Origin of the sequence: Siphonobacter sp. SORGH_AS_0500 (assembly GCF_031453245.1) — a bacterium.
Lineage (GTDB): Bacteria > Bacteroidota > Bacteroidia > Cytophagales > Spirosomataceae > Siphonobacter.
Genome location: NZ_JAVIYT010000008.1, coordinates 191408 through 217267, shown reverse-complemented (window position 1 = coordinate 217267; position 25860 = coordinate 191408). Strand labels below are relative to the sequence as shown.

General features: G+C 46.9%; 15 protein-coding genes and 1 pseudogene. 11 read left to right on the top strand and 5 right to left on the bottom strand.

What is annotated here, in order from left to right; genetic code table 11:
* Positions 1-4 precede the first annotated feature (4 nt).
* From QE357_RS24165 to QE357_RS24115, 11 genes are all read left to right on the top strand, one after another.
* Complete coding sequence (locus QE357_RS24165) at positions 5-1696, top strand: RagB/SusD family nutrient uptake outer membrane protein (RefSeq protein ID WP_106636044.1); 1692 nt, start codon at positions 5-7, stop codon at positions 1694-1696.
* 24 nt (positions 1697-1720) lie between these two features.
* Positions 1721-4594, top strand: a complete 2874-nt coding sequence (locus tag QE357_RS24160; protein ID WP_309713639.1) for a SusC/RagA family TonB-linked outer membrane protein — start codon at positions 1721-1723, stop codon at positions 4592-4594.
* A 7-nt stretch (positions 4595-4601) separates the two neighbouring features.
* On the top strand, positions 4602-6281 hold the full coding sequence (locus QE357_RS24155) for a RagB/SusD family nutrient uptake outer membrane protein (RefSeq protein WP_309713636.1): 1680 nt from the start codon (positions 4602-4604) through the stop codon (positions 6279-6281).
* 29 nt (positions 6282-6310) lie between these two features.
* Positions 6311-7402 carry a DUF5013 domain-containing protein gene (locus QE357_RS24150; protein WP_106636047.1) on the top strand — a complete coding sequence of 364 codons (1092 nt, stop codon included), beginning with the start codon at positions 6311-6313 and terminating at the stop codon, positions 7400-7402.
* Positions 7403-7407: 5 nt separating this feature from the next.
* Positions 7408-8403 carry a glycoside hydrolase family 43 protein gene (locus tag QE357_RS24145; RefSeq protein ID WP_309713632.1) on the top strand — a complete coding sequence of 332 codons (996 nt, stop codon included), beginning with the start codon at positions 7408-7410 and terminating at the stop codon, positions 8401-8403.
* A 612-nt stretch (positions 8404-9015) separates the two neighbouring features.
* Positions 9016-9555, top strand: a complete 540-nt coding sequence (locus QE357_RS24140) for an RNA polymerase sigma-70 factor (protein ID WP_307144211.1) — start codon at positions 9016-9018, stop codon at positions 9553-9555.
* Between the two features lie 79 nt (positions 9556-9634).
* A complete protein-coding gene (locus tag QE357_RS24135; RefSeq protein ID WP_309713627.1) occupies positions 9635-10297 on the top strand; it encodes a hypothetical protein in 663 nt (220 codons plus the stop codon).
* 83 nt (positions 10298-10380) lie between these two features.
* Positions 10381-12780 carry a TonB-dependent receptor plug domain-containing protein gene (locus tag QE357_RS24130; protein WP_309713623.1) on the top strand — a complete coding sequence of 800 codons (2400 nt, stop codon included), beginning with the start codon at positions 10381-10383 and terminating at the stop codon, positions 12778-12780.
* Between the two features lie 21 nt (positions 12781-12801).
* Complete coding sequence (locus QE357_RS24125) at positions 12802-14040, top strand: DUF4374 domain-containing protein (RefSeq protein ID WP_309713619.1); 1239 nt, start codon at positions 12802-12804, stop codon at positions 14038-14040.
* 299 nt (positions 14041-14339) lie between these two features.
* The gene (locus tag QE357_RS24120; protein ID WP_106636053.1) at positions 14340-14813 is read left to right on the top strand and encodes a Dps family protein; all 474 of its coding nucleotides are present in this window, start codon (positions 14340-14342) and stop codon (positions 14811-14813) included.
* Between the two features lie 341 nt (positions 14814-15154).
* Positions 15155-17176 carry an ATP-binding protein gene (locus QE357_RS24115; protein WP_309713615.1) on the top strand — a complete coding sequence of 674 codons (2022 nt, stop codon included), beginning with the start codon at positions 15155-15157 and terminating at the stop codon, positions 17174-17176.
* A 65-nt stretch (positions 17177-17241) separates the two neighbouring features.
* On the opposite strand, the pseudogene QE357_RS24110 reads toward QE357_RS24115, so the two are convergent.
* The 5 genes and pseudogenes from QE357_RS24110 to QE357_RS24090 form a co-directional block, all read right to left on the bottom strand.
* Positions 17242-20449, bottom strand: a pseudogene (locus QE357_RS24110) (carboxypeptidase regulatory-like domain-containing protein).
* 466 nt (positions 20450-20915) lie between these two features.
* Positions 20916-22367: an NAD(P)/FAD-dependent oxidoreductase gene (locus QE357_RS24105; RefSeq protein WP_309713612.1), complete on the bottom strand. Its 1452-nt coding sequence runs from the start codon at positions 22365-22367 to the stop codon at positions 20916-20918.
* A 13-nt stretch (positions 22368-22380) separates the two neighbouring features.
* Positions 22381-23613: a sulfite dehydrogenase gene (gene soxC / locus QE357_RS24100; protein ID WP_309713608.1), complete on the bottom strand. Its 1233-nt coding sequence runs from the start codon at positions 23611-23613 to the stop codon at positions 22381-22383.
* A gap of 6 nt (positions 23614-23619) precedes the next feature.
* The gene (locus QE357_RS24095) at positions 23620-24093 is read right to left on the bottom strand and encodes a c-type cytochrome (protein ID WP_309713605.1); all 474 of its coding nucleotides are present in this window, start codon (positions 24091-24093) and stop codon (positions 23620-23622) included.
* Between the two features lie 93 nt (positions 24094-24186).
* On the bottom strand, positions 24187-25860 hold the full coding sequence (locus QE357_RS24090; RefSeq protein WP_309713602.1) for a hypothetical protein: 1674 nt from the start codon (positions 25858-25860) through the stop codon (positions 24187-24189).

Below are 25860 nucleotides of genomic sequence, written 5' to 3'. Positions count from 1 at the left end.
GCATATGAAACTCAATATCATCGTATTAGCCCTGTTTGGCTTGCTTTTTAGTGCCTGTCAGGACGACTTTCTGCAGCTACCTATTTCAAGTGCTACCACGGTTGACTCCGTCTTTTCCACGACCGTTAAGGCACAGTCGGCTATTGCAGAAGCCTACCAGAAGAACCTTTCTCAGGGCTTACCTTATCAGGGTTTCTGGAATTCCATGATTCACGAAAACCTGACGGGAGGTCTTAACTACGGTTTTGGCTGGACCATTTCACAGGGAATCATCATCACCGGGATGAATGCCAATGGCAGCAGTCAGGATATGGATGGCTTTAATTACAACTATACGACCATTCGCCAGGCTTGTCTCGTCAAAGAAAACATCGATAAGGTTCGGGATATGTCTGCGGCGGATAAAGCAGTGGTAAAAGCCGAAATGAAGGCCCTCTTGGCGTACCGCTACGGCCAAATGTTAACCATTTGGGGTGGTGTACCATTAGTTTCCAGAAGTTTCCAGGCCGCTGAAGATCTGGCCGTTCCCCGGAGTTCTGTCAAAGCCGTACTCGATTCCGTTGTCTCCTGGTGTGATCAGGCAGCGGCGGTGTTGCCCGCCAAGTGGCCAGACACCTTTTCGGGCCGAATGACAAAAGCGGCGGCTCTATCGATCAAAGCCAAAGCCTTAATGTACGCGGCAAGACCTTTGTTCAATACCGGAACGCCTTATCTGGATTTCGGCGTAAACAACGCATTGATTTGCCTGGGTAATAATGACCCTTCACGCTGGACAACCGCTGCTCAGGCTGCCGAAGCTGCCCTGGCAGAGGCTGAAAACAACGGTGGCTTCCGTCTTCTTAATACAGGTAATCCCCTGGATGACTATGGCACCGCTACTTCTACCCCCGGCAATGCAGAAGTAATTCTGGCCTACAAGTCGAACGAAAGCTGGCAAATGAATACGTTCTACAACCTGCACAACTGGCAGGCTTATGGAAACGCCTTGATGACTACCCAATTGGAAGCCTATTACAAGCAGGATGGAACCGACCAGAGCTGGCCAACACTAGGCAGCGATCCCTTACCTTTCTCAGACTACCTGAGCAAAATGAAGGAGATGGAAGCCCGTTTTAAAGCCTGTTTTCAACCCTGGCAAATGGATGCCTGGAACAATCCTGGCGATAACTCCTGGAGCAATCAGAATACCTTCCAATGGGAAATGACAGGTTGTGCCCGATCAACCAAGTTTTATTACAAGGCTGGTTCCAGAGGCTGGTTTGAGTTTCCTATTTTCCGGGTTGCTTCCCTGTATTTAAGTGCGGCTGAAGCCTATAACGAATCAGGCCAGACCGCGAAAGCTTTGGAACGACTCAATAAAGTTCACCAACGGGCCGGTTTACCTGCCGTTACGGTCACCAATCAGGCCGCTTTACGGAAGATCATCCAACGCGAATGGGCGGCAGAATTCTTCGCGGAAAATTACCGTCTTCAGGATATCAAACACTGGAAACTCGAAAACATCGGATCAGGTATCATTGGTGGCTCCATCCGAACCTTTGCTTTCAACAATGGAAACGGTGCCAAGATGACGGGCAATACCAATTACCAAAGCAAAATCGAATACCAGGGTTTCTGGGCTCCCCGCCAGTATCTGAATCCCTTCCCTCAAACGGAGGTTAACAAAGCCATCATTGTTCAAAATCCAGGGTATTAGGCCTGATTAACGTATTTACTCTAGATGAAAAACCACCTATACGTCAATAAACGGACCGCCTGGCTATTCGCATTAGTGCTTGGGAGTACATGTTTAAACGCAAACTCACAGCAATTAGATAGTCTTAAGGCAACACCGCTCTTTGCTCCGGGCATGAGCCAGTCTAATCCATTTCTTACCTCATCCACAGGGCCGTTAGTCTCTTCTTCCATTTCTGGAACAACGATTGCCAAGACTCCCGTGCCTAATGTGACTAATGCCCTCTATGGTCGCTTACAGGGTTTAATTGTACGCCAGAACTCTGGCGAGCCAGGGTATGATGCTGCGACTCTTAACATTCGCGGACTGGGTACCTATGATAATTCTGATCTAGTTATCTGCGTAGACGGATTCATTACTACCTCCTCTTATTTCCAGTACCTGTCTCCCAGCGAAATTGAAAGCATCACGGTATTGAAAGATCCCGCTTCGCTGGCTGCCTTTGGTATGAAAGGAGCAAATGGGGTTCTGTGGATTGTGACCAAGCGGGGAACGATTAGCAAACCTCAGATTCAGTTCAACCTTGTTACTGGTTTGCAGCAGGCTTTGCGGATCAACAAGCCGTATGGATCCTACGATTACGCTCGTCTTTATAATCAGGCCATAAGCAATGATAACTATGCTTTGAATAACAATACGTTCGTGTGGTCACCCAAGTATACCGATGCCCAACTTCAGGCTTATCAGAACGGAACAGCCCCTTCGGTAGACTGGTATGCGGAAACGTTGAAGAAGTATGGTCGGTACCAAAATGCCAATCTGTCGTTTACCGGTGGGGATCAGGTTTCTAAGTATGCCGTCATACTCGACTACATGAAACAAACGGGTCTGTACAATGTGCCTACGTCGGCGACTACTTCTAATGCTCAGATTCAGCGATTTAACCTTCGAACCAATCTTGATTTTAAATTCTTCAAGATCTTTGAAGCAAGAGTTGATTTGGGTGGACGTATCGAAGATCGTCAATATCCCAACTATAATGGTCCGAAGTTGTGGCGGAATCTGGCATCGTATCCTTCCAACATTTATCAGGTGAGGGATGGTAATACCCAAAACTGGTCAGGAACGTCTCTGTATCCCGATAACCCCGTAGCCTCTCTGTTAGCCTTGGGCCGCATTGCAACGCACGATCGTACCTTACAGGCAAACTTTAACCTGAAGGAAAATCTGGACTTCATTACCCCAGGTTTATCCATTGGGCAGGCCATTTCTTTCAACACCTGGACGCGGAATACCCTCGGTCGGACCGCTTCTTATGCCCGGTTTAATAATGGCGTGAATACTACAACCGATAAGGCTACGGATATCGCGTCGATTGGCTCGTCTCCCACGAATCAGTACAACTGGCAACAGATAACGCTGAACGCCGCGTACAAGCGTTCCGTAGGAAAACATGCCTTATCGGCAGATCTCAATTATTTCCTCAGTGATTACATGCTGGATTGGAATATCAATGCGAGTGGACTGAATACCGGTAATAACATTTTCTATCATTACCAAAACCTGGGTGGTCAATTCCAGTATTCGTATGATGATAAGTATTTACTTGCGTTATCTGCCGGATACAGTGGTTCAGATAATTATGCTCCGGGAAATCGCTGGGCGTTCTATCCCGCCCTTTCGTTAGGCTGGGTAGTATCTAAAGAAGACTTTCTGGCTCAGAATAAGGCCATTACCTTTCTTAAGGTTCGGGCATCAGCAGGCCAATCAGGCTTCGATCAGTCTAATCAGGGCCGATACCTGTACCAGCAATACTTTACGGGAAGCGGCACCTACTATACGGGTAATAATGGTCTGAATGGCAATAGCGGAATTGCTCCATCCTATGCGGCCAATCCTGAGATCCGTGCTGAACGTAATACGGGTTATAACGTAGGGGTAGACCTTCAGTTGTGGAATAAGCTTTCCCTTACGGCAGATGGCTTCTTCAATAAGCGAACAGGTATTGTGACAGTAGATTATACCTTACCAGGTGTGTTTGGAGCCAACCCACCCTATCGTAACCTGGGAATCGTTTCCAACAAAGGCTTTGAGCTCGCCCTGAACTTTACAGATAAGGTAGGTGATGTAAAGTATCATTTGAACGCCATGACCCTGTATGCCCATAACCAGGTCAAGCAAATGGGCGAAGTTGCTCCAGTGAATGCATTCAGCCGACTGACGGGTCAGCGAATTCAGACGACGCTGGGACTGCAAGCGGTTGGATTTTACGATGTAACTGATTTCAATGCGGATGGAACCCTTAAATCGGGAATTGCCCAGCCAACCTTTGGTAGTGTACAACCCGGTGATATACGGTATAAGGACACTGACGGGAACGGAAAAGTAGATCTGAATGATGTCTCACCCATGAAGTATACTTCCTTACCCGAATGGACGTACGCATTCGACGCTGGACTTTCATACAAGAGTTTCGATTTTTCCGTCTTGTTACAGGGTGCAGCTCATCGGAGTGTAAATCTGTTGAATACAGATCAGGCCGTTGCATTTGTTGACAATACCAATGTATATCCTTCTGCCGGACAGGCCTGGGCTTATTACCCGGATCAAGGTATCGATACCAGAGCTACGGCTACCTATCCCAGATTTACAACCAAAGCCAATATGAATAACTATTTGAATTCAACTTTCTGGATGAAAAACGGTAGTTTCCTACGGGTAAGAAATATTGAAATTGGTTATACACTGCCCAGCCAGTTGTTGCATAAAATTCATCTGGAAAACGTGCGGATCTATGTCAATGCCACAAATCCTTTTACGTGGTCTTACTTGAGCAAGCACTATAACATCGACCCAGAAACCATCTCTGGCTACGCAGGTCTGAAAACGTACAATACTGGCATCACTTTAAGTTTCTAAGGAACGCATGAAAACCTTATCTATCCTTTTCTCCATAGGGGTACTGGGGCTACTCGTCGGTTGCCAGAAAGAATTTCTGGATACCCGAATCGATACATCCCAAACTCAGGAGACACTTTCGTCTAACTATTCGACACTGTTCTCCTACGCCAACGCTCCGTATACTTATTTGCGGAATGAGTTTGCCATTCTCGATAACAATTTGTTTGCTCCAGTTTCTGATGAGGCCGTACAAACCTCTCCGGGAAGTTCGCTTGCTTTGCTCTTTAATAATGGCAGTTGGAATGCCTTATCCAATCCGGATAATTACTATTCTAGTTATTACTCCGGTATTCGAGCCGCAAACTTTTTCCTGGAAAACTCCGCAGACTATAAAGCTCGCCTAGCGATCAACCGTGATACCATTTCGGTGAATGGCAAAACCAATTACCAGAACGATGTCCTGAACATCGGCTGGTACCGGGCTGAAGCACGGGTGCTCAGAGCCTGGTATTACGCTGAGCTAATCAAACGCTACGGTGGCGTTCCTCTGGTGACGCGTACGCTGGGTTTGCAGGATAATATGAACCTGCCCAGAGCTAGTTATGACGAAGTAGTTTCATTCATTGTCAATGACCTGGATCGCTACAAAGACAGCTTGCAGGTTAACTGGAAAACGTCTTCTTTCACCAACAATGATGGACGGGTTAGCAAAGGCATGGCCCTGGCTCTCAAAGCTCGTACGTTACTGTACGCAGCTAGCCCACTGCACAATTCGTCGGGTGACGTATCCAAGTGGAAAGCAGCGGCAGCAGCGGCCAATGATGTGCTGGTTTTTGCCGCTGGAGCGGGTCAGTATGGTCTGGATAATAGCTACCGGGATTATTTCCTGAGAAATAACACCCTAACCAGTAAAGAAACCATCTGGGCGATTCGTTACCCCGCCAATAGCGATCTTGAGCGGAAAAACTATCCGATTGCTACCGCTGGGGGTGCTAGTGGCATTACACCTACGCAGGACCTGGTGAACGCCTACGAATACAAAGGCAAGCCTGACTCTCTCAATCCGTATGCCAATCGCGATCCCCGCCTGGCACTTACCGTCGTTACGAACAACAGTAGCTGGAATGGCCGAACCATTGACCAGTCAGCCGGGGGAAACGACGATATGCGAAAAACCAACGCGAGTCGCACGGGCTACTACCTCAAGAAGTTTCTGGCCGATGGTCTGAATCTGGTACAAGGCCAGACCGTTGTTCACAACTGGCCTGTTTTCAGGTATGCCGACATGCTGCTCATGTACGCGGAAGCCATGAATGAAGCCTACGGCCCGGACAATGCCAACGGATATACCTTAACGGCCCGCCAGGCTCTCAATCAGGTACGGAGTCGTTCAGGAGTGGGTATGCCTGATGTAACGGTTACCAGCACTTCAGATTTTCGTTCCGCTGTTCGCCGGGAGCGTCAGGTGGAATTAGCCTTTGAAAATCATCGTTACTGGGATCTGCTTCGCTGGAAACAGGCTGGTTCGGTTCTCAATAGCCCTGTTAAAGGGGTGGCGGTAAGTAAAACGGGCGGAACCTTTACGTATAATACTATCGTCGTTGAAAACCGGGTATTCGATGCCAGCAAAATGTATCTGTACCCCATTCCTCAAGTCGAGATCAATAAATCTAGTGGTGTCTTGAATCAAAATCCGGGCTGGTAATACGCCTGGAGCCATTCATCGAATAACGTATGAAACTACTATCCTTCATTCGCCTCGGGGTGCTTTTATTTCTGGTGGGCATGATCAGCTCCTGTGAAAAAGAGAACCTCTATGACTATGGGATTTCAAAAATTTACATGCCTCAGGCAGTAAATCAATCCGGCGGAGTCAACATCAATTATGTAGTTCCGGTTGGAACGGATTCATCTACCTTCAATTATACCCTGAATACGGAGCAGCAGAAACTCAATGTTATTCTCGGTGTCAGTCTTTCGGGAATCAACCGTACCAGCTACTCGGTTGACTTGAAGGTAGACACGGATACCATCCAGCAACTCATTACCAACAAAACGCTGGATGCCAATACGATTCTCATGCCTGCCTCCATGTACACCTTACCGAAGAGCATTCGGGTTGCTGGGGACAGTGTTTCCAAGACTTTTTACCTGACGCTGAATATCAATGAGTTGAAAAAGGCAAATTATTCGGGTAAAATACTGGCTCTGGCCGTTGGTCTGGCGAATCCTACACCGTTCGGACTGAGTGCAACTGCCAGTAAAACCATTGTGCTTGTGGATGTAGATGCTCTGGTAATTGGACCAGCAGTGGAAGTTACCAGCAAGTACATCAAAAACCCAGGTAATCCGTTTGTTACCTCAGCCATGGATCCGGGAGGACGCTGGGGTACGCTGGCCGATTGGGTAGCCAGCAGCGGAGCCCTGAGCCATAACGGCGTAGGTGGCTTTTCTAAGGATGGTGATGGGCCAACCATGGATATGGAATCAGGTTGGGGTTCTCCGCTTATCAAAAATGGAAAACTTTACCAGACCATCACATTACCCGCCGGGACCTATGCTTTTGACCCCTCCCCCTGGGTTTGGCAGGGAACGAAAGATGTATCGTACGTAGTCGTAGCTCCTAATGCCAGCACCTTGCCCGACTATGCCGACATCGCAACCAGTACATCCGTCTTGTTTGCTACATTCGATAAACCGAGGGTTACGTTCAAACTAACCGCCACCACTAAAGTAACGGTTGGCGTAGTAGTTAACTATGTACAGGATCAGCAGGGATTCAAAACGAAAGCCGTGCACCTTTACTCGTATCCTAAACACTTGTAATTTCTATGGTACACAACAGATTACTCGCACTAGCGATGATGCTTGGACTTACCCTTCTGGGAAGGGCTCAAGCCCAAACCAAGCAGTTGGTGATCAAACCAGGCGAGCGTTGGCTTGACAATCGTGGAGAAGTCATCAACGCTCACGGCGGTGGACTGCTGTTTTCCAAAGGCACCTATTACTGGTTTGGTGAAAAACGCGGGAAAACGGCATCAGAAGGGGTAAATGTCTATTCATCGAAAGACCTTTCCCACTGGAAAAACGAAGGAGTCGCTCTGAGTCAGTCTACCGATCCTTCGAGTGATATTACCGTGGGTTGCCTCATGGAAAGACCCAAGGTCATCTATAACCCTAAAACGAAGCAGTATGTCATGTGGTTTCACCTGGAACTGGCTGGAAAGGGATACGATGCCGCCCGGGCCGGTGTTGCCGTTAGTGAAAAACCTACGGGGCCGTACCGATTCCTATCCAGTTTTCGTCCCAACGGAAACATGTCGAGGGATATGACGCTGTTCGTGGATGAGGATGGTTCGGCTTATCATATGTATTCTTCGCAGGATAACTATGATTTGCGAGTGGTAAAACTAACCGACGACTATCTGGGTGCCACTACGCAGGATTCTCTGTTGTTCAGTGCACACCGGGAAGCTCCGGCTATTTTCAAGCGAAATAATCGGTACTATCTCATCACCAGCGGATGCACCGGATGGGCACCAAATGCAGCAAGCGTCCACGAAGCCTCTTCCATCTATGGTCCCTGGAAACTAGTGGGCGATCCAATGCAGGGACCTTCCGCAAAGACAACGTTCGGTGGGCAGTCTACGTATGTACAACCGATTCATGGCAAACCCGACGCTTTTCTATTCATGGCTGACCGATGGAATCCGCAGGATTTAAAAGACAGTCGATACCTATGGTTACCCATATCCTTTGAAAACGATCAGCCTGTCATCCGATGGACCGATCAATGGGATCTGAACGTAAGCAGTAAAGGCTATTAAAGGGGTCTTTCGAATGAGGTTTAACCTCCGTATCGAGTAATGAGGGAAGGGTTGATCCTGTTACAGGATCAACCCTTCCCTCATTTTATTTAAAACGATCACCGATTAAGAACGGGAAGACCCTTAAGTCTCTAGGTTTCACTCTGAATGATAGGTTTGGGGTTTAAACGAACCTTTCTTTCTGGCCTCTCGACTGAAGTAAGAGACCTGCTGGAGAATAGGGCAATGCTGGAATATCGCTCCAGAGGTGCTGCCCTAAAACCAACCTAAGGTCGCAACGAGAATAAGGTCCTTCGCTTCGCTCTGGATGACAGGGCGGGAGAGTAATCACTATTACTTTTTGTAGGCTACTATGTCGCAGATACCTGAGAAAAGCGTCTGCGACGCTCAGTGTTATAAATGCTTTTATCACGAATCTGCGTTATCCGTTTCATACAATAGTTATAGCATATTGAATGGATGAACTTTGTAGTTTTCCTAACGCGAACATCTACGAAATGGCCCCAGTAAGCCATTCATTCCCATGCCTGCTTTCCGTCGATTCTATAATAATAATCTCACTATTTGTAATCTTTCTAAATAGTATCTAGCTTTGACGAAAATTCATTCCTCTTGGCGAACTCCATCCATCCATCCGTATGCTTTAGCGACATCTGCCAGTTTGAGCAGATTTATAATCGCTATTGGAAAAAGATGTACGATCTGGCCCGTTACTACACTCAGAATTCAGATCAGGCAGAGGAGATTGTTCAGGATATTTTTAAATCTCTTTGGGAACGAAAGGATACCTTAATCATTAATGGTCCTCTGGAACATTACCTTTTCCGGTGCGTTAAACTGAAAATTGCGGAGCATTACCGCCAGGAAGCCCTTCGCCAAAAACACCAAAACCAGCTCCTTCAGACGTTACCCGCAGAAGACCTGACCACCGAAAATCAGGTACTATCTAATGAACTTAGTCGCCGACTAGAGGAATTGACCGTTCAGTTGCCCCACCAGTCGCGTCGGGTTTTTGAGTTAAGCCGGAACCAGGGCCTTAGTAATCGCCAGATTGCAGCAGAGCTTTCTCTTTCTGAAAAAACAATTGAAAATTACCTAACCCGAGCGTTACACTTTCTTCGCAAGCAGCTCGCCGATTACCTCCACAAGTAAGCATGCTGATGACTAAAAAATATTTTCTTTCCCATAGGGGGGAATCTTCGTCTCGTGCAACTATTCAAAAAAGGCACGTATGTACGTAACTCCCGATTTGCTGAAAAGATACTATCAAGGGTTGGCAACCTTTGCTGAACAGCAGGCCGTTGAAGACTGGCTTCGGGAAGAACATGCCTTTGTCGATGTACCGGAATCATACATTCGTTCTACTACAGAAGAAACCGAAATTCGGAAACGACTTTGGCAAAAAATCTTCGATAATCCCCCTCGTCTGACGCTATTTACCCCTGCTTATCAATCGTTAGGTGCCTTTACAAAAGCAGTAATCGCGGCGAGTATCCTGATTCTGATGGGATATGTGGGTTTTATTGAAAGTAATGCGATCATCATTCACAATCAGCAGTTGACCGCTCAAACGATCCAATTGGAAGGATTAAAAGTTGTCGTAGAACCCGGCAGTCGCTGTGAAATCCGGGAAAGTATTTTTCAGGACTCTCCTCTGATTGAATTTAGCGGAGCCGTTTCCATCACTGCGGAATCCGAGGTGAGCAAGGCTCGTCACTTCTGGCTGGAACAGGAAGCCAGTACCCATCGGCAGGAATTTTATCTGAGAAAAGGACAGACTTTCCTCGCCATGACAGACAATGTATTTAACCTGATTACGGCCACGACGGACGAACTCAATGATGAAATTCCCCGTCCGTTTAGTTTACGATTGATTGACCGTTTTCATTTATAAAAAAGGTCGTGTAGTTCGAGCTACACGACCGGGTAACCCCGTAAAACAGGGTTAGCTTTTACCGTTTGGCAACTAGTAAAGCAATGCAAGTTAAAAAATTCTTGCTGATTGGGATTCTTTTGTCCTTATCTTCTTTGGGATGGACGCAATCCAGCCAGCCCCGAATGATTTGGGGGCGGGTTCAATCGGCATCGGGACAGCCCTTATCTGGTCTTCATATTCGTCTTCAGGAACTTCAGCGAAGTACCCGAACGAATGATCAGGGTTTGTTTTCTTTCCCTTCTATTCCATCAGGAACGTACACCCTTCACGCTTCTGGTGTGGGGTATCGAGCTTATCAGCAGGTACTCAAATTTCCAAGAACGGATACGCTTCAACTTATACTCAGCGAGCAGGCTCAGGACTTAAAGAACGTAACCGTTAGTGGTAAGTCAGAAATGAAACGCGTGGTGCAGCAAGGCTTTTCGGTGGAGGCCATCGATGCCGTTCGTGTTCAAAACCGCACCATTGCGATGAATCGCCTGTTGGATCAAACCATGGGGCTTCAGGTTCGGGAAACAGGCGGCACGGGTTCGGATTTTACCTATTCCATTCATGGACTTTCGGGTAAGGCGGTTAAGTTTTTCCTGGATGGGATACCCATGGAAAGCTTCGGATCTTCTTACCGGATTAATAACCTTCCCATTAACCTAGTTGATCGGATCGAAGTCTACAAAGGCGTTACCCCTATCGAATTGGGGAGTGATGCTTTAGGTGGGGCAGTGAATATCATCCGTCGGCAGGATGTCCATCAATACCTGGATGCCTCGTATAGTATAGGTTCCTTTCGCACCCATCAGGCTGCCCTAAATGGCCGTTATCGTCATCCTTCAAGTGGTTTTACCTGGGTCGGTCAGGCTTCGTACTCGTCTTCAGCCAATACCTACAAAGTCTGGGGACCGACCATCGAAATCGCAGGCGATGACGGTCGGCCCTTACCCAATGTTGGGAAATTAAGGCGATTCAATGACGATTTTCAATCCATCAACGCTCGGTTCGAAGTAGGGTTTACTCAGGTTAAATGGGCCGATCAGCTTCTGTTAAGCCTTACGGGTTCCAATCTGGAAAAAGGCATTCAGACGGGTCGTACGATGGCATTTGTCTACGGTAAGGTTCGGTATAAAGAATCTTTCCTGATGCCTGGGTTGACTTTCGCCAAGAAAAATTTTCTAACCCAGGGTCTTTCCGTTAAAGCTTCCGCCCTTTTTAATCGGCTTACCGGCATGACCATTGATACCAGTTCCCAGAAGTATAACTGGCTGGGAAAGGTAATTGCTTCGAATGTAAACGGAGAACTCGGAGGCATTCGTTCACAAAAGTCCCGATATACCTTCAATGATCGCACGGCTCTGGTTACCCTGAATGCTACTTATTCACTGGCAGCCCAGCATACACTTCGTTTCAATTATACCGGGCAATCTACTCGACGCACTGGCATGGATGCTCTGGCTACGGCAGAATGGACTATTCCTTTTCGCGAGCCTCAGCATTTGAACAAGCAAATCTCTGCTTTGTCGTATGAGCTTACTTCAACGAAAGCCGACAAAAGTCTGACCCTTTTTACGAAGCATTATCACTATTCTGCCCGTACAAATCTTTATGATTACCAAGGTTCCAGCCAGAAACAACTCATCGCTAATTACCAGCATAACCAGACCTGGGGTTTTGGCCTGGCCGCCCGCACTTTTCTTACCCCTACCACCTTACTAAAGGCTTCCACTGAAAATGCCACTCGCCTACCCGAAGCCGCAGAATTACTCGGAGACGGTAACACCATTTTGAATGCCGTTAACCTCAAGCCTGAACGCAGTTTCAATGTCAACACTTCTTTACAGAAACAGTATCGATGGAAGTTACACCAGCTAGACTGGTCCACAGGCTTGTTTTACCGATTTACCCGCGATTTAATCTGGCTGGGAGAAGCTGATCTTTTTGGCACCGCTCGTTACGAAAACCTCAATCGCATTCAGAGTGCGGGGATTGAAACAGAAACTCGATATAGATACAACCAATGGCTATCATTAACGGCTAACGTCACGTATCAGGATCTGAGGAACAAACTGAAATACAACTCTACCGGAGCCCGCAACATCGTCTATAATGATCGGCTGCGAAACACCCCTTATCTGCTGGCCAATGCCGAAGCGGAGATTACCAAACGGGATTTTCTCCAGAAAGGCTCTTCGCTATCGGTTTACGTGAGTACCCATTACGTACCTCAATACTTTTTAGGGTGGCCCAGTCTGGGTGCCAGGGCTACCAAAAAGGTAATTCCCACGCAATTTGTTCAGGATGCCGGAGTGAATTATACCACGCCCAACCGACGGTATACGCTGGGTCTTGATTGCCGGAATCTGGGTGATCGACAGGTATACGACAATTATCTGCTCCAAAAGCCGGGCCGGTTTATTAGCCTCAAAATCAGATATTTCATCAGTAAGTAAGTTTCAATAATTCAAAAATCCATGATCACCCGTTTTCGAAAAACCTCGTTTCTATCCGTCTTACTGCTTTCGGTAGGCCTGGCCGTTTATCTCTTTTCCTGTAAAAAAGAAGAAAATGTTACCGCCGAGGGCCCTCAACATTTTACCATTGCTAGCTGGACTCAGGATTTGCAATACGTAGCCGCCACGCCTTCGCTGATGGAAGGGTCGCTGTCCTTTAAAGGCAAAGGCCTGGAAGCCAATGGTTCCCGCTATCTCTGGCATAAGCAATATGTGTATCTGATGAATCTTCCCGAAAAGAAATTTATTCAGTACGAAATGGGTAAAGATGGCAGCATTCAGCAAAAAGCCTATCTGTTAACTGATGGTATTGTCCCCAACTACTTCCAGTCGCTCAACATTGTAGACGATAACACCTTGCTGGTACTGGGTGCCATGGACTCGGGAAACAACGGAAAAATCGGCTGGGCATTGATCAATATCGCCGACTTCAGAGTAACCAGCAAGGGCACCCTTCAGGTCCCTTTCGATGCTAGTAAACCAGGAGTAGAGTTTTTCCCCGGTAAAGGTTACGTTGACAATGGTAAGTTTATTCTCGGTGGTTACTTCTACGATAACGCGGGCAAATCTTTCGTCGTGGATGGCGTTCGGGCACTGGTTTATGACTATCCTTCCATGAACAACATGAAGGTTATTCAAACCAAAGCTACCGCTGGTGGAATTGGGTATGATTACCTATCCACGTTGGATAAAGACGAAGACGGCAACCATTATTTTGTGGTGAGTGCAGGGAAATTCTGGACGGGTTTGGGTGGAAAATCAGGAATCGTTCGTATTAAAAAAGGGGAATCTGATTTTGATAAGGATTACTTTTTCGATGTAACAACTCCGCTGGGCAAGCAAGCCTGCCTGATGGGTCTTAATTACGTGAGCAATGGCATCGCTTTCGGAACCGTGCAATTTGAGGAAATGATGACTTCCATTCGTGATCGATACAAAAACATTGCTCAGGTGGTGAAGCTTGATTTAAAAAATCAGAAAGTTACCCTTATGAACTCCCCCCTGAGTCCGGTAGGCATGGTGCGGTCGCCGCTGGTTTATAACGGCAAATATTATACCTCTATCGCTCCGATTAACGCCGAAGCGTTCATCTATGAGTTCGATCCGGCGGGAGATGCCAATGGATTCAAGAAAGGCATAAGCTTAGATGGTGGCGGCTATGTACAGATTCAACTCATCGCCCCCCACCCTACTAAGTAGCCCATAACTACTGAAACAATAGTGCGAGTTTCTATCTCGTTGCTACGATAAGGCAGGTTCTCACCTGCCTTTACACCTTCAAGCCTGTCCTCCAGAGTCAAGTAAGAATCCTCATCTCTCCTGATTTGCGGTTCGAATGTTGTTTTTAATTGCTCGACTTGTTTAAATTAATGCAGATTAAATCTTAGTACGAATTATAAAAAATGACATTACCTAGTAGGTTCTAGCATGGTTATTTTGTGATTAATAATGTAACCTAACACTGGTTCTTATCAAATCTTCAATTACTCATAATAGTTATGGAAAACATCCTTGGTATTTCTGCTGAAAATCGTGCTGTCGTTGCCCATCAGCTTGACAAATTATTAGCTGACGAATTTGTCCTTTATACTAAAACTCTGAATGCTCACTGGAATCTGGAAGGCATAGACTTCCATTCTGTGCATTTATATTTCGAAGAATTATATAAACAGTCTGCCGAAATCGTAGATGAGGTAGCTGAGCGTATTCGTCAATTAGGACATTATGCTCCCGGTACGCTGAAAAACTTCCTCGACCTTACCCACCTCACCGAAAAAGATGGAGGTGGTAACGATAGTCGTAGCCTGATCGCGAAATTGCTGGCGGATCATGAAAGCATTATCGAATTCATCCGGGGTAACATCAAGGAATTCGATGAAGCTCATAAAGACGCAGGTACCTCCGACTGGGTAACGGGCGTGATGGAAACCCACGAAAAAATCGCCTGGATGCTGCGTGCTCACCTGAAGTAATCTCTATAAATTATACTACTAAAAACCCCCATGAAGAACGTAGATCTTCATGGGGGTTTTTATTTGATTTATGTTGATAGTACTCTAAAAACAGAATGAGGTTTACATAGTTTATACTTATAATAAGTTTAAATATTTATTTATATAGGCTATCATTTGACAAACCGTGTTGTTTAACGCTTATTTTAGGTAAAAAACAGTGAAAGATTTCCCATACTTGTGTTGAATAGCTCTCCTTTATAAACTCGGTACTTACGTGAAAATATCTAATGAACATTGATAATCAAAGGTGGTATGCCCTTTCTGCCTTGCGACATTATCTTAGTATTTGCCTGATTTGTTTGCCTGCACTTATCTTTTTCAGTTGCCAATGGACCTCTACGGATCGGGTGGATCACCCGAAACAGTGGCAGGCCTGGTTTGATCAGGTAGATAGTCTGGCCCGTCAAAAAGGTGTGCCCTATTCCATTCATTTGCTTGATTCATTAATGCAAACGCTACCCCAGCCAGGTGCAGGAGATCGAATCAAACATCTGAAAATTTTACGTCAACTGTATCAAAAAGATTCTAACTATTCCAAACAGGCTAGAAAAGCTACGGATGAGTTGCTTTCTTTATTTAAATCACCTGACGTTCAGAAAAAATACCCCAGAGACTATGCCGACGCTTTACTTTTTAAAGGTGATGACTTACTTCAGCAACGACGGTATTCGGAAGTGTATCCGTACTATTTTGAGGGAAAACTGGTATTGATTGAAGCGGGTGAAACCTGTGAGTTGAGTAAATATTCCAGGCGTATCGCTATGGTTTCCTATGGGGACAAAAAGTACAATCAGGCGATTGAGTACTACAAAAAGGAATTCGAGGAATTACAGAATTGCCAGCCGGATGCAGGTTTTGAGTTAACCTTTGTAGAGAAACAGGGCAGTCTGGATAATATCGGTTTGAGTTATCGCCAGTTGGGTGATCTGGACAGTGCTCTCTATTACTATGACCGGGCGTTGGCATATATCCGGCAGGAAGAAAAAAATTACCCCAACCAGCAGCAGTTCATGTCGCTGGCCAAGGTAGTGGTGATGAGTAATCAGGCAGATGCCTATATGGCTAAAAAAGATTACAGCCGAGCCGAAACAATGTTTATAGCCTGCATTGATACTAATTACAGGCTAGGTTCAGACATTGAGAACGCTCAATTGTCACAGCTTAGTTTAATTGAACTGTACCTTAAAAATAAAGCCTACCCCAAGGTTCATAAGGAACTTCAAAAACTAGCGGAGTCACTGTCGCGTTACCCCAGCCGTGAGGTCAGTTTTGAATATCAGAAAATTAGCGGTCGGTATCAGTATGAACAGAAAAATTACGAGACCGCCGCTCACCATCTGATGAGTTATATCGGTTACAGCGATGAAAATGAGCGGGAGGAACGCAAAGGATTAAGACTAGACATCAGCCAAAGCATGGCCCAGACCGAGCGGGACTATGAGCTTGCTCTGAACAAACAACGGGACCGGTTACAGGAATTATCGCTCGCCATCATCCTTCTGGTTACCTTAACGATTCTGAGTATTGCTTTTTTAGTCTACCGAAACTGGAAAAATGCCCAGCGTAACGTTGCTGAGCTAACCTTACTTAATGAAGAAATTGCCCGGCAAAATACTGTAATGATAGATACCGTGAAAGCCCTGGAAGAAAGTCAGCAGCAGAACCAGCAGATGATGAAAATTGTGGCACACGATCTTCGAAACCCTATTGGAGCCGTACATTCCGCCACTCAGCTCTTACTGTATGATGGACATTACACCGAAGAGCAACTTGAATTACTCAACCTGATTCAGACCGCCTCCATGAATGCCACCAGCCTGATTAGCCAATTGCTACAGGTGAACGTCAACGCGAATCAGGATATTCAGAAAGAAGAGGTTCAGCTTCGTGAGCTATTAAGTTCCAGCGTTAATATGCTGCGTCATAAAGCAGACGATAAACAGCAGATCATTTCTCTGAACACACCGGAGGTAACCATTCGGGCTGACCGGGAAAAAGTATTTCGGGTGATCGGGAACTTGCTGGGAAATGCCATTAAGTTTAGTGACATGGGTGAAACCATTCACATAACGGTTGAGGAACTCCCGCATGACGTTATCATTTCCGTGCAGGATCGGGGCATTGGCATTCCTGAATCTTTACAGAAGCATATTTTCGAGTTCTTCACTACCGCCAAACGAGCGGGCACCTCAGGGGAACAGCCTTTTGGCTTAGGCCTCGCCATTTGCCGACAAATTGTAATGGCTCACGGAGGACAAATCTGGTTTAACAGTATTGAGAATCAGGGCACCCAGTTTTTCGTAAAGTTACCCAAAGCGTAGACCCTGAACAGCAAAACCCGGTAACGTTGAGGTTACCGGGTTTTTTCTATCGAAAGTAGAAATGCCTAGAAACTGTAACGGGCTCCCAATTGAATCTGGTAAGGATTACCGGAGGGATTGACCACACCCGCCGTATTTACCCGGTAGTTAAAGCGTTGAGCGGTCCGGTCGAAGCCAGGAATGGCAGCATTTCCATTGGCCGCGGGTACGCCTAAACCGTATAAGGTCTGATTTCCAAACGTCTTCGTAACTCCCCAATTCTTATTCAGTAGGTTAGCGAAGTTAAATACGTCGGCAGAGATTTCCAGAGCGTGGTTTTTGTAGAGCTTAAATTTCTTGTTGGCCCGTACATCAAACGTACCAAAGAAACCGTTGATACCCCCGTTACGCTCGGCAATTTTACCTTCGTATTTGAGAATATAATCCTTGATGCTTTGACTTGCGTCTGGGTTATCCAAAATGGACTGAAGACCCGCACGCACGTTCTGGGGAACTTCTCCATTGGAACGGTTGAAGATAAACGCCAGATCGTTGGTACCTACGAAGTCGCCGTTATTATTGGCACCCGAAAGCATGGAGTAACGCGTACCTCCAATACCTGAGTAACGAACACCAATCGTAATGCCTAAGAACGAAGGAGAAGTCGCCGCTAATACTACTTTGCTACGGAAATGGTTATCTGAATAAGTCATTCGACTCAAATCCCGTGGATCATCTTTCACAGGTAATGAAAGCGTTGCCGTGTTGGCTACGTTACCATTGTAGGAAGTATTATCACGAGCATCATTCCAGGTGTAGCTCAGCGTAATTTCTCCGTCTTTGAAGTATTGATACGTTGCGTCGGCAACAAAAGCAAACTGATTTACTTTGCCCTGACTGTTTAATTCCAGCACGCGACCCAATTTCTTGCTGATCCGTCCTTCTAACCAGTCGGGTACTCCAGACTCAGGCATGGTGCTTAAAGGTACGTACACGCCCCGGTTATCTTCATTCGCTAAACGGAAGAGAGGATCAGCCACCATGTTACGATCAACGTACATGTAGTTGTTACGTCCCAATGACATATATCCAGCGATTCCTACGCGAAACTTGTCCGTAATGAAGTGGCTATAGGAAATGTTTGCTTTGTACAATACCGGAATACGAGCGTCTGGAGCATTCGTGTTAATAGTCGGTAACTGGAACTGAGCCAGACTTGGAATGCTTGAGAAGTTATTGCGGTAGGCGTTAAAGTCTGGTGTTGGGATATTCGGAGAACGTACATCCACCGTCGCCAGGTGTTTTCCATCAAATGTCAGGTTATTAATCACCATGTAGTTATTGATGTCAGAGGCGAAAATACCGGCTCCAAAACGGACGAAGTCTTTATGATTTTCGTTGACATCCCAGGTAAACTGAGCCCGGGGCTGCACCACGAAAGCCTTCAGTTTATGATCCGTACGGATGCCCAGCTCGTCAAACACAGTCTGGTTGAAAGGCGATGAAGGGTAATAGGTATAATCCAAACGCAAACCAGCTGTCATGTCTAGCCCCCGAGCTAACTTCGTCTCCATCTGTCCATAAATACCAGCGTTTAACGTATTCCCGGTTACTCCCCAATCACTCATCAAAGGTACTTCCCGGTAATAACGGTAGGGCTTGAGATCATTAAAATTCTGTAAAGCCGTTGTCCCTGCCTTGGTATCGACGTTATAATGGAAGCGTCCATTGACTTCGCTACCATACACCGAATAGGCGTTCGTATACATCAGGTCCAGTCCAAAGGTGTATTGAACCTTATCCGTGTTGTAGTAAAGGTTATCAACCAGTTGAATAACGTTGTTCTTGAAAGATTCCTGAGCAAACCGGTGCCCGCCCATCTGAATGGCCGTCGTTACAGTTCTTCCATCGCTTAACTTGGATGGAACGTTTTCAACAATGGCCCGAGGAATGTTAGCCGCCGGTAACTGATCGCCGGGACTACTTTTCTGATAGGTATATAAATGCTGTACTTTTAATTCATTCGTAATTTTAGGATTCAGCGAACTACGCAGCGTCGCCAGAAAACTGTTATCCCAGTTCAGGTCATTCCCGTAGGACTCATACAGGTTGATGGCCGTATTATCAGCCAATCCCAGTTTGTTCAGATCGTAAGTAAAGTTATTACGAACCGTCAAGAGGTGCTTGTTATTGATTTGCCAGTCAATACGGGCAAAAGCAGCGTCTGAACCACGTTTTTTATCGAACGTACCGTATTGACGACCCGTTCTGGACATGCCGTATTTATTCTGGGCAATGGCAATGTATTGATCCAGTGTAGCCGTTGTTACGTTGAAACGGTTTTCATCCGCGGGAGACTGAATGTCGGCAATTACCAGCGGACGTGAGTCTTGTTGGTGATCCCAAACGAGGAAGAAGTGTAATTTATCTTTAATGATCGGACCGCCTAATGAAAAACCATACTGGTTCGTCGAGAAAGGAACATTCCGACGGTTACCACGAATGTCATACGGGCTCGACAGCCAGTTGGCCCGGGTATAGTTAAAGATACTTCCCGTAAATTTGTTCGTACCCGATTTGGTTACCGCACTGACGGTACCACCCCCGGCCCGGGCCGAAAGTTACGTCGTACTGGTTAGTGACTACTTTAAATTCCCGAACGGCTTCAATGGAAATAGAATAAGGAGCACCGCTTCGGCTAGTGGTAGCACCCGCAGAAGTCGGGTTCTTTGCGGTCATCCCGTCAATCGTATAGTTCGTGGAAGAACCTAACTGACCCGACAGGTTACTTCCCCGGCTCAGGGGAGACAAATCCGTTAATGAAGTAAAATTTCGGCCATTGACGGGTAACGCTAGCATGGCTTTGGCAGAAACAGCCGTTGCTGTACCAATGTCTTCAATTTTATTTTTCAGACCAGAAGCCACCACCTGAACTACTTCCAGGCTTTGCTCTTTCTCCTGAACGGTCAGGTTTACACGCACAGCGTCGCCCTGGTTTAGCATGTACCCTGAGCGTTTTTGCTCGCCATATCCTACGAAGGTTGCACTCACGTCGTAAGGACCACCCAGGGGTAGTTCTTTGAAGGAATATTCCCCTTTCGCATTCGTAACCGTTCCGGTCGTAAAACCCGTAGAGAGGTTTTTGATCGTTACCGTTGCCCCGGATAGAGGCATATTTTCTTTTTCTGAGATAACCCCGGAGATCGAGGCCTGAGTAGTTTGGGCAAGCAGAGGCTGGCAAAACCAGCACGAGCCCCACACGAGTAATAGGACAGCAAATAAACTGTTTTTCATATAGCGGGAATTTGAAAGAAATTTCCCGCAAAGAGACTACAGCAATATGACCTAGGTATTAAGGCCGCATTACGAAATAATATAATAATTACACATATTATATTAACTAAAGAATTAGTTGTCTTAGCAAATCTCAACTATCTCTTTACATTGAGTTAATATTCACTAATAGCGAAAAAAAGTATACTTTCAGGAAACAAGTTCTTGAACGAAATAAAAGACAGTGGTAAAATGGGGCGGTGTTAAGCTTAGTAAAATTGCCCCCGCAGCCGCTCGGCTCTAGCCGAGTGACGATGTAGTCTGGTAGGCCTCTGGCCGATGGCTGCAAGCTTGTTTTTGTTTGGGAAAGATAGTTCTGTGGCCCGCTGATCGTCGCATCACATCGGCCAGAAGTCTATAGCCAGTTGTTAGAGCCGAGCGACTGCGGGGGACAATAAATGTTTTAAAGACAAAGCTAGATTCTTACTCATGGAACCAACTTTCGGTTTTCCTTAATCTTAAACACATCTGCTAAGGCCCGCTTGGCGGCGTGATACCCGCACATGCCATGCACGCCCCCGCCCGGTGGCGTGGAAGAAGAGCAGATGTATAACCCTTTTCTGGAAGTACGGTAGGGCGAGAGTCGCAGGGCCGGACGGGTAAATAACTGACCAATGTCCAGAATTCCGCCATTAATATCACCACCGATGTAGTTAGGATTATACGCTTCCATTTCGGCGGTATTAAACGTATGGCGGGCCAGAATCCGGTCTTTGAAACCCGGAGCAAAGCGTTCGATCTGATTTTCGATTACTGCCGTACGATCCAGCGTAGAACCGTGCGGAACGTGGCAATAGCCCCAAGCCGTGTGTTTTCCTTCGGGTGCCCGCGAAGCGTCATATTGACTTTGCTGAGCCAGTAGCACAAAAGGGTTATCGGGGTGTTTGCCTTCGGAACTTAGTTTTTCCGTATGCGTAATTTCTTCAAGCGTATTACCTAGATGAAGCGTTCCGGCTTTTCGGCATTCGGCATTTTTAAAAGGAATCGGTTCATCCAATGCCCAGTCTACTTTAAATACACCCATGCCGTAACGATACCGACTCAACTGATTTCGATACAAAGACGAAAATTCGTGTCCCGCAATTTTCAAAAGCTGCTTTGGTGTAATATCGAATAAAACGGCATGACTCGAAGGCAGCTGCTTCAGAGAAGTAACGTAGAAATTGGTTTGAATCTTTCCGCCAATTGATTCAAAGTAAGCCCCCAATGCCTTGGCAATGGATGCTGAACCTCCTTTGGGAACGGGCCAGCCGCGTAAATGTCCCGCCGTCAATAATACCAGACCAATCGCCGACGTCGTCCAGTTACTCAAGGGTTGAATAGCATGAGCGGCCATTCCGGCCAGTAACCCCCTCCCCTGCTGACTTTTAAAAAGTCCGCTAAACCAGGTGGCCGGAGGTAAAGCGTGTAAACCGAAACGGGCAAAATCAAAGGGATGCGAAGGGAAACCTAAAGGACCGAGGGTATCGACGGCAATTTTTGGCCATACTTTTGTAAGAAAACGGGCCATGGTTGCATAACGCTCCTGATCTTCTGCTAACGTCTCAGACGTTTTTTCAATGGAATGATAGAGAACAGCGGGGTTACCCTGATCAAAAGGATGAGCCGCCGCCACTTCAGGATACACGTATTCCAGACCGAATTTTTCGAGCGGTAAGGTATTGAAGAACGGCGAGCCTGCCGCCAGGGGATGAATGGCCGAGCAAATGTCATGTTTAAAACCGGGCAGGGTTAACTCCTGCGTGCGAAGCCCGCCCCCAATCGTCGATTTTCCTTCCACCACCAGAACCGAAAGTCCTGCTTCCTGCAAGGTAATCGCTGCCGCCAGTCCATTCGGCCCTGAACCCACCACTACCGCATCGAAATCTCTTTTTGTCATGTCTTAATTTTCCTTACCCATTCCTCAAAAGAACTCGGCCATCGGGCTTTAAAACCCAGCCCGTAATGGGATTAAAATGATAGCCCCCCTTACTTCCCCGGGCAGCGGCTAATGCTTTGTAGGTCGGTTGCTGGTAACCCGTTTCATCCGTTACCCGGCTTTGAATTTCCGTTTCGCGACCATCCCATTGCCAGAGGTAACGAAAGCCCGTATGAGCTTTGTCCAGGACAGGACCGCTGAGTTGAGCCGGATTCCAGCTTTTCCCGGCATCGGTACTGATTTCCACTTGCTGCACTTTTCCCCTTCCGCTCCAGGCGATGCCCCGAATTTCGATCCAACCTTTTTGCACCTGAGCCGGATAGGCCGGAAAGGTAATGATGGAACGGGCGTCGATATCAAAACTAAAGTAGCGGATTTTCCCATCTTTCACGGGTTCAGTATACTTAGAGGTTTCCTCACGAGTCATGTACGGAGCATCCGAAAGCTCAATTCTCCGTAACCATTTGATACTCATGTTTCCTTCGTAGCCGGGTAGGAATAATCGGAAAGGATAGCCCTGCTCGGGACGAATCGCTTCGCCATTCTGAGCGTAAACAATCATGGCATCGTCCCACCCTTTCTGTACGGGAATACTACGGGTCATCACTGCCGCATCCGAACCTTCGGCTAAAAACCAGGTTGCTTTCGGGTTCACGCCTACCTGTCGGAAAATCGTGGAAAGCATGACGCCCGTCCATTCGCTCTGGCTGGTTAGTCCACAAATATCCTGGGGGCTTAATTTTTCGCTGCCCGAACGGAAGTTGCCCGAACATTCCAGAAAACAGATGCGGGAAACCGAAGGAAAACGTTTTAAATCTGCCAAGGTGAGCACCAGGGGTTTTTCTACCATCCCGTGAATCACTAACTCATGTTTGGCCGGATCAATGGCTGGAACGCCGTTGTGGTTTCGCTCAAAGTGTAAATCTGAGGGAGTGATGGTGCCGAACAAATCCTGTAATGGCGTTCTTGACGAGATATCCGAAGGTTTTTTAACAAGTTTCTCGAATGCCGAACGAGTACCGACTTGCCCCGGCGGAACACCCGGTATTTTAGTAGGGTCTGTTAACTCCGCTTGTGTAACAGCAGCCTGAACGGCACTGGCAAAGGGAGCTTCGGCTAAAACTACGGCGGCAGCTCCACCGAGCAGTTTTCGTCGGCTAACCTTGGTTTGCAGCAGCGTAGGTTTTTCTCCGGGTATTACTTTCATGACGTACTAGCGAATAATGGGCCCACCCCTACGATCATCGAGGATGTACCTTTTCAGGGCGGGCATCTGAACTGCCGGAAGCGTTTGAGCGTTCAGTTCGGCTCCGGGTTTGATTACCCGATTGGCTTCGAGCAGGAAGGCAGTTAAACTGTATACTTCCTCGTCCGTCAGCGTTCCGGGTTGATTAAAAGGCATGGCCCGGCGAATGTAATCGAACACCGTCGTGGCGTAAGGCCAGTAATTCCCAATGGCTTTTCCTTGGGATGAATCGGTCGAAACCAATCGGTCATTCGGCCCTTCCACGCCCGTCACACCATGACAGGCCGCACATTTCTGAGCAAAAATGGATTTCCCCTTTTGAGCCGTCCCCGAACCTTTAGGTAAACCCTTGCCATCGGGTCTTATGTCGATGTCCCAGCGTTGAATATCCGCCAGAGTGGCCGGGCGACCAAAATTGAAAATAGTATCTGATGTGAACACTCCCCCAGACGATGGCTTTGAAAAAGATCCAAAGCCACTCGCCCAACCAAGGATCAGTATCGACAAGGTAATTTTGAAAACTGCGTTCATATATTAATCGTACTTACCCGCTTTTAAAGTACTTTCCGAGAGAGCATACTTGCGATTCACCCGATCTAACACCACCTGAATGGAATCTTTGTTTTCGTCAATGCCCTTTAAAATCACCCGGTTCCCACCGTTAATGGCTGAGTAATGTAAAATCATGCGTTTACGAAGGGGAGCCTGAGCTTTCACGGTACCGTTGTTACTCTGATCCCAGCCCACGAATTTGGTGCTTTCCTTTCCGGGTTCCTCGGCCTCGGTAACCATGCCGCGAGTCCGACGGGTTGAACGGGCCAACGGATGTATTTTTTCGTCTTCCGAACCAATGATTTTACGAGTCTTCGCCGAAATCCAGGGATCTTCTGCGGGTTTTTCCTTCCGATCCGAACGAGCCGCTTTTCCTTCAATCTCACGGGTTTCGCGGTTTTGTCTTCCCCGGTTTTTATCCTGTAAATACAACACTTTATTCACGGTATCGGCTTCGTAATAAAAGACGCGTTGCCCTCCCGCTACGCCCGTTAACTCAAAGGTTCGGTTAATGTCCCGCATGGGCGAGCCGCCGCCATTGGATAAATCCAGATCAACCGGACGGTTGACTTTAAAGGTCAGAGAGGTCCATTTCTCGAACGTAACCTGTTGCCAGCGAACGCTGTCTAGAGGAGAATAAGGAATAACCTGATTGTTAACCTTGAATTCGGTTACGTTGTAATTACCCCGTAACTCCGAAATGCCTTTTAAAGCGGGCTGTTTATAAGGATCGTAGAGGAAGTTTACGCCTTGTAAATAGAAGAACCAAACGATGAACACGCCGATTACACCCGTTTTCAAAAGCACTCGACTCCATTTCTGCCAGGGTTTATTGAACGTGGGGTAATAATGTACGGGAATGGTTAATCGCTCTTTAATCAGCAGGTTATAAACCTTTGGAATGTCATAAATCAGTAAAAAAGCCGACAGTAACACGAAGTAAGAACTGTACACGTGAACGCCGCCGTCGTATTCAAAATTAACAAAAACGATGTCGGCCAAGGCTCCAAAGAGTAATACGGCCCCCCAGAAGGTAGTAGCCCGGAAGAATAACAGGGCTCCAGCCAGCACTTCCACCACTCCGGCGAAGACCTCATACCAGGGCACAACACCGATGGATAGCCAGTAAATTTTCTGAAGCGTTAGATCACCAAAATCCGTATTAAGCACGCCCAGCGAAGGGTAAGGCAGTTGCGTGGGGAACAGTTTAGTATACCCAAAACCGATGATGCCAATGCCAGCCCGGTAACGTACCACAACACGAAGCCAGTAATAGAGCAGATTATATTCTTTGGGTTGCGGCTTTTTACGTTCGGCAATGACGGTCCAAATACCGCCAACCACTACCGCAAAAATCAGGGTAATCACCCAAGTAGCATAACCGTTTAGGGTACTGCCAAAGATTTTATTACCAAAAATATTGAGTCCTGAACCGAAACGGGCGATGTCGTAAAGATCCCGGTAATGCAGGCTGGTCCAGTCGAAGGTAAACAGGTCCTTGTACCAACCCGGATCATTCGGCAGTGAAATGCTCACAAAAAACACGAAAGCAACCCGGAACAGGAATTTCGTTAGCTTCGACCAGGGCTTGGGTGAAGCGGGCTGTTCAACCCAATTGACCTGCGACGTGGGGGTTTCCAGAGGAAAAGATGACAT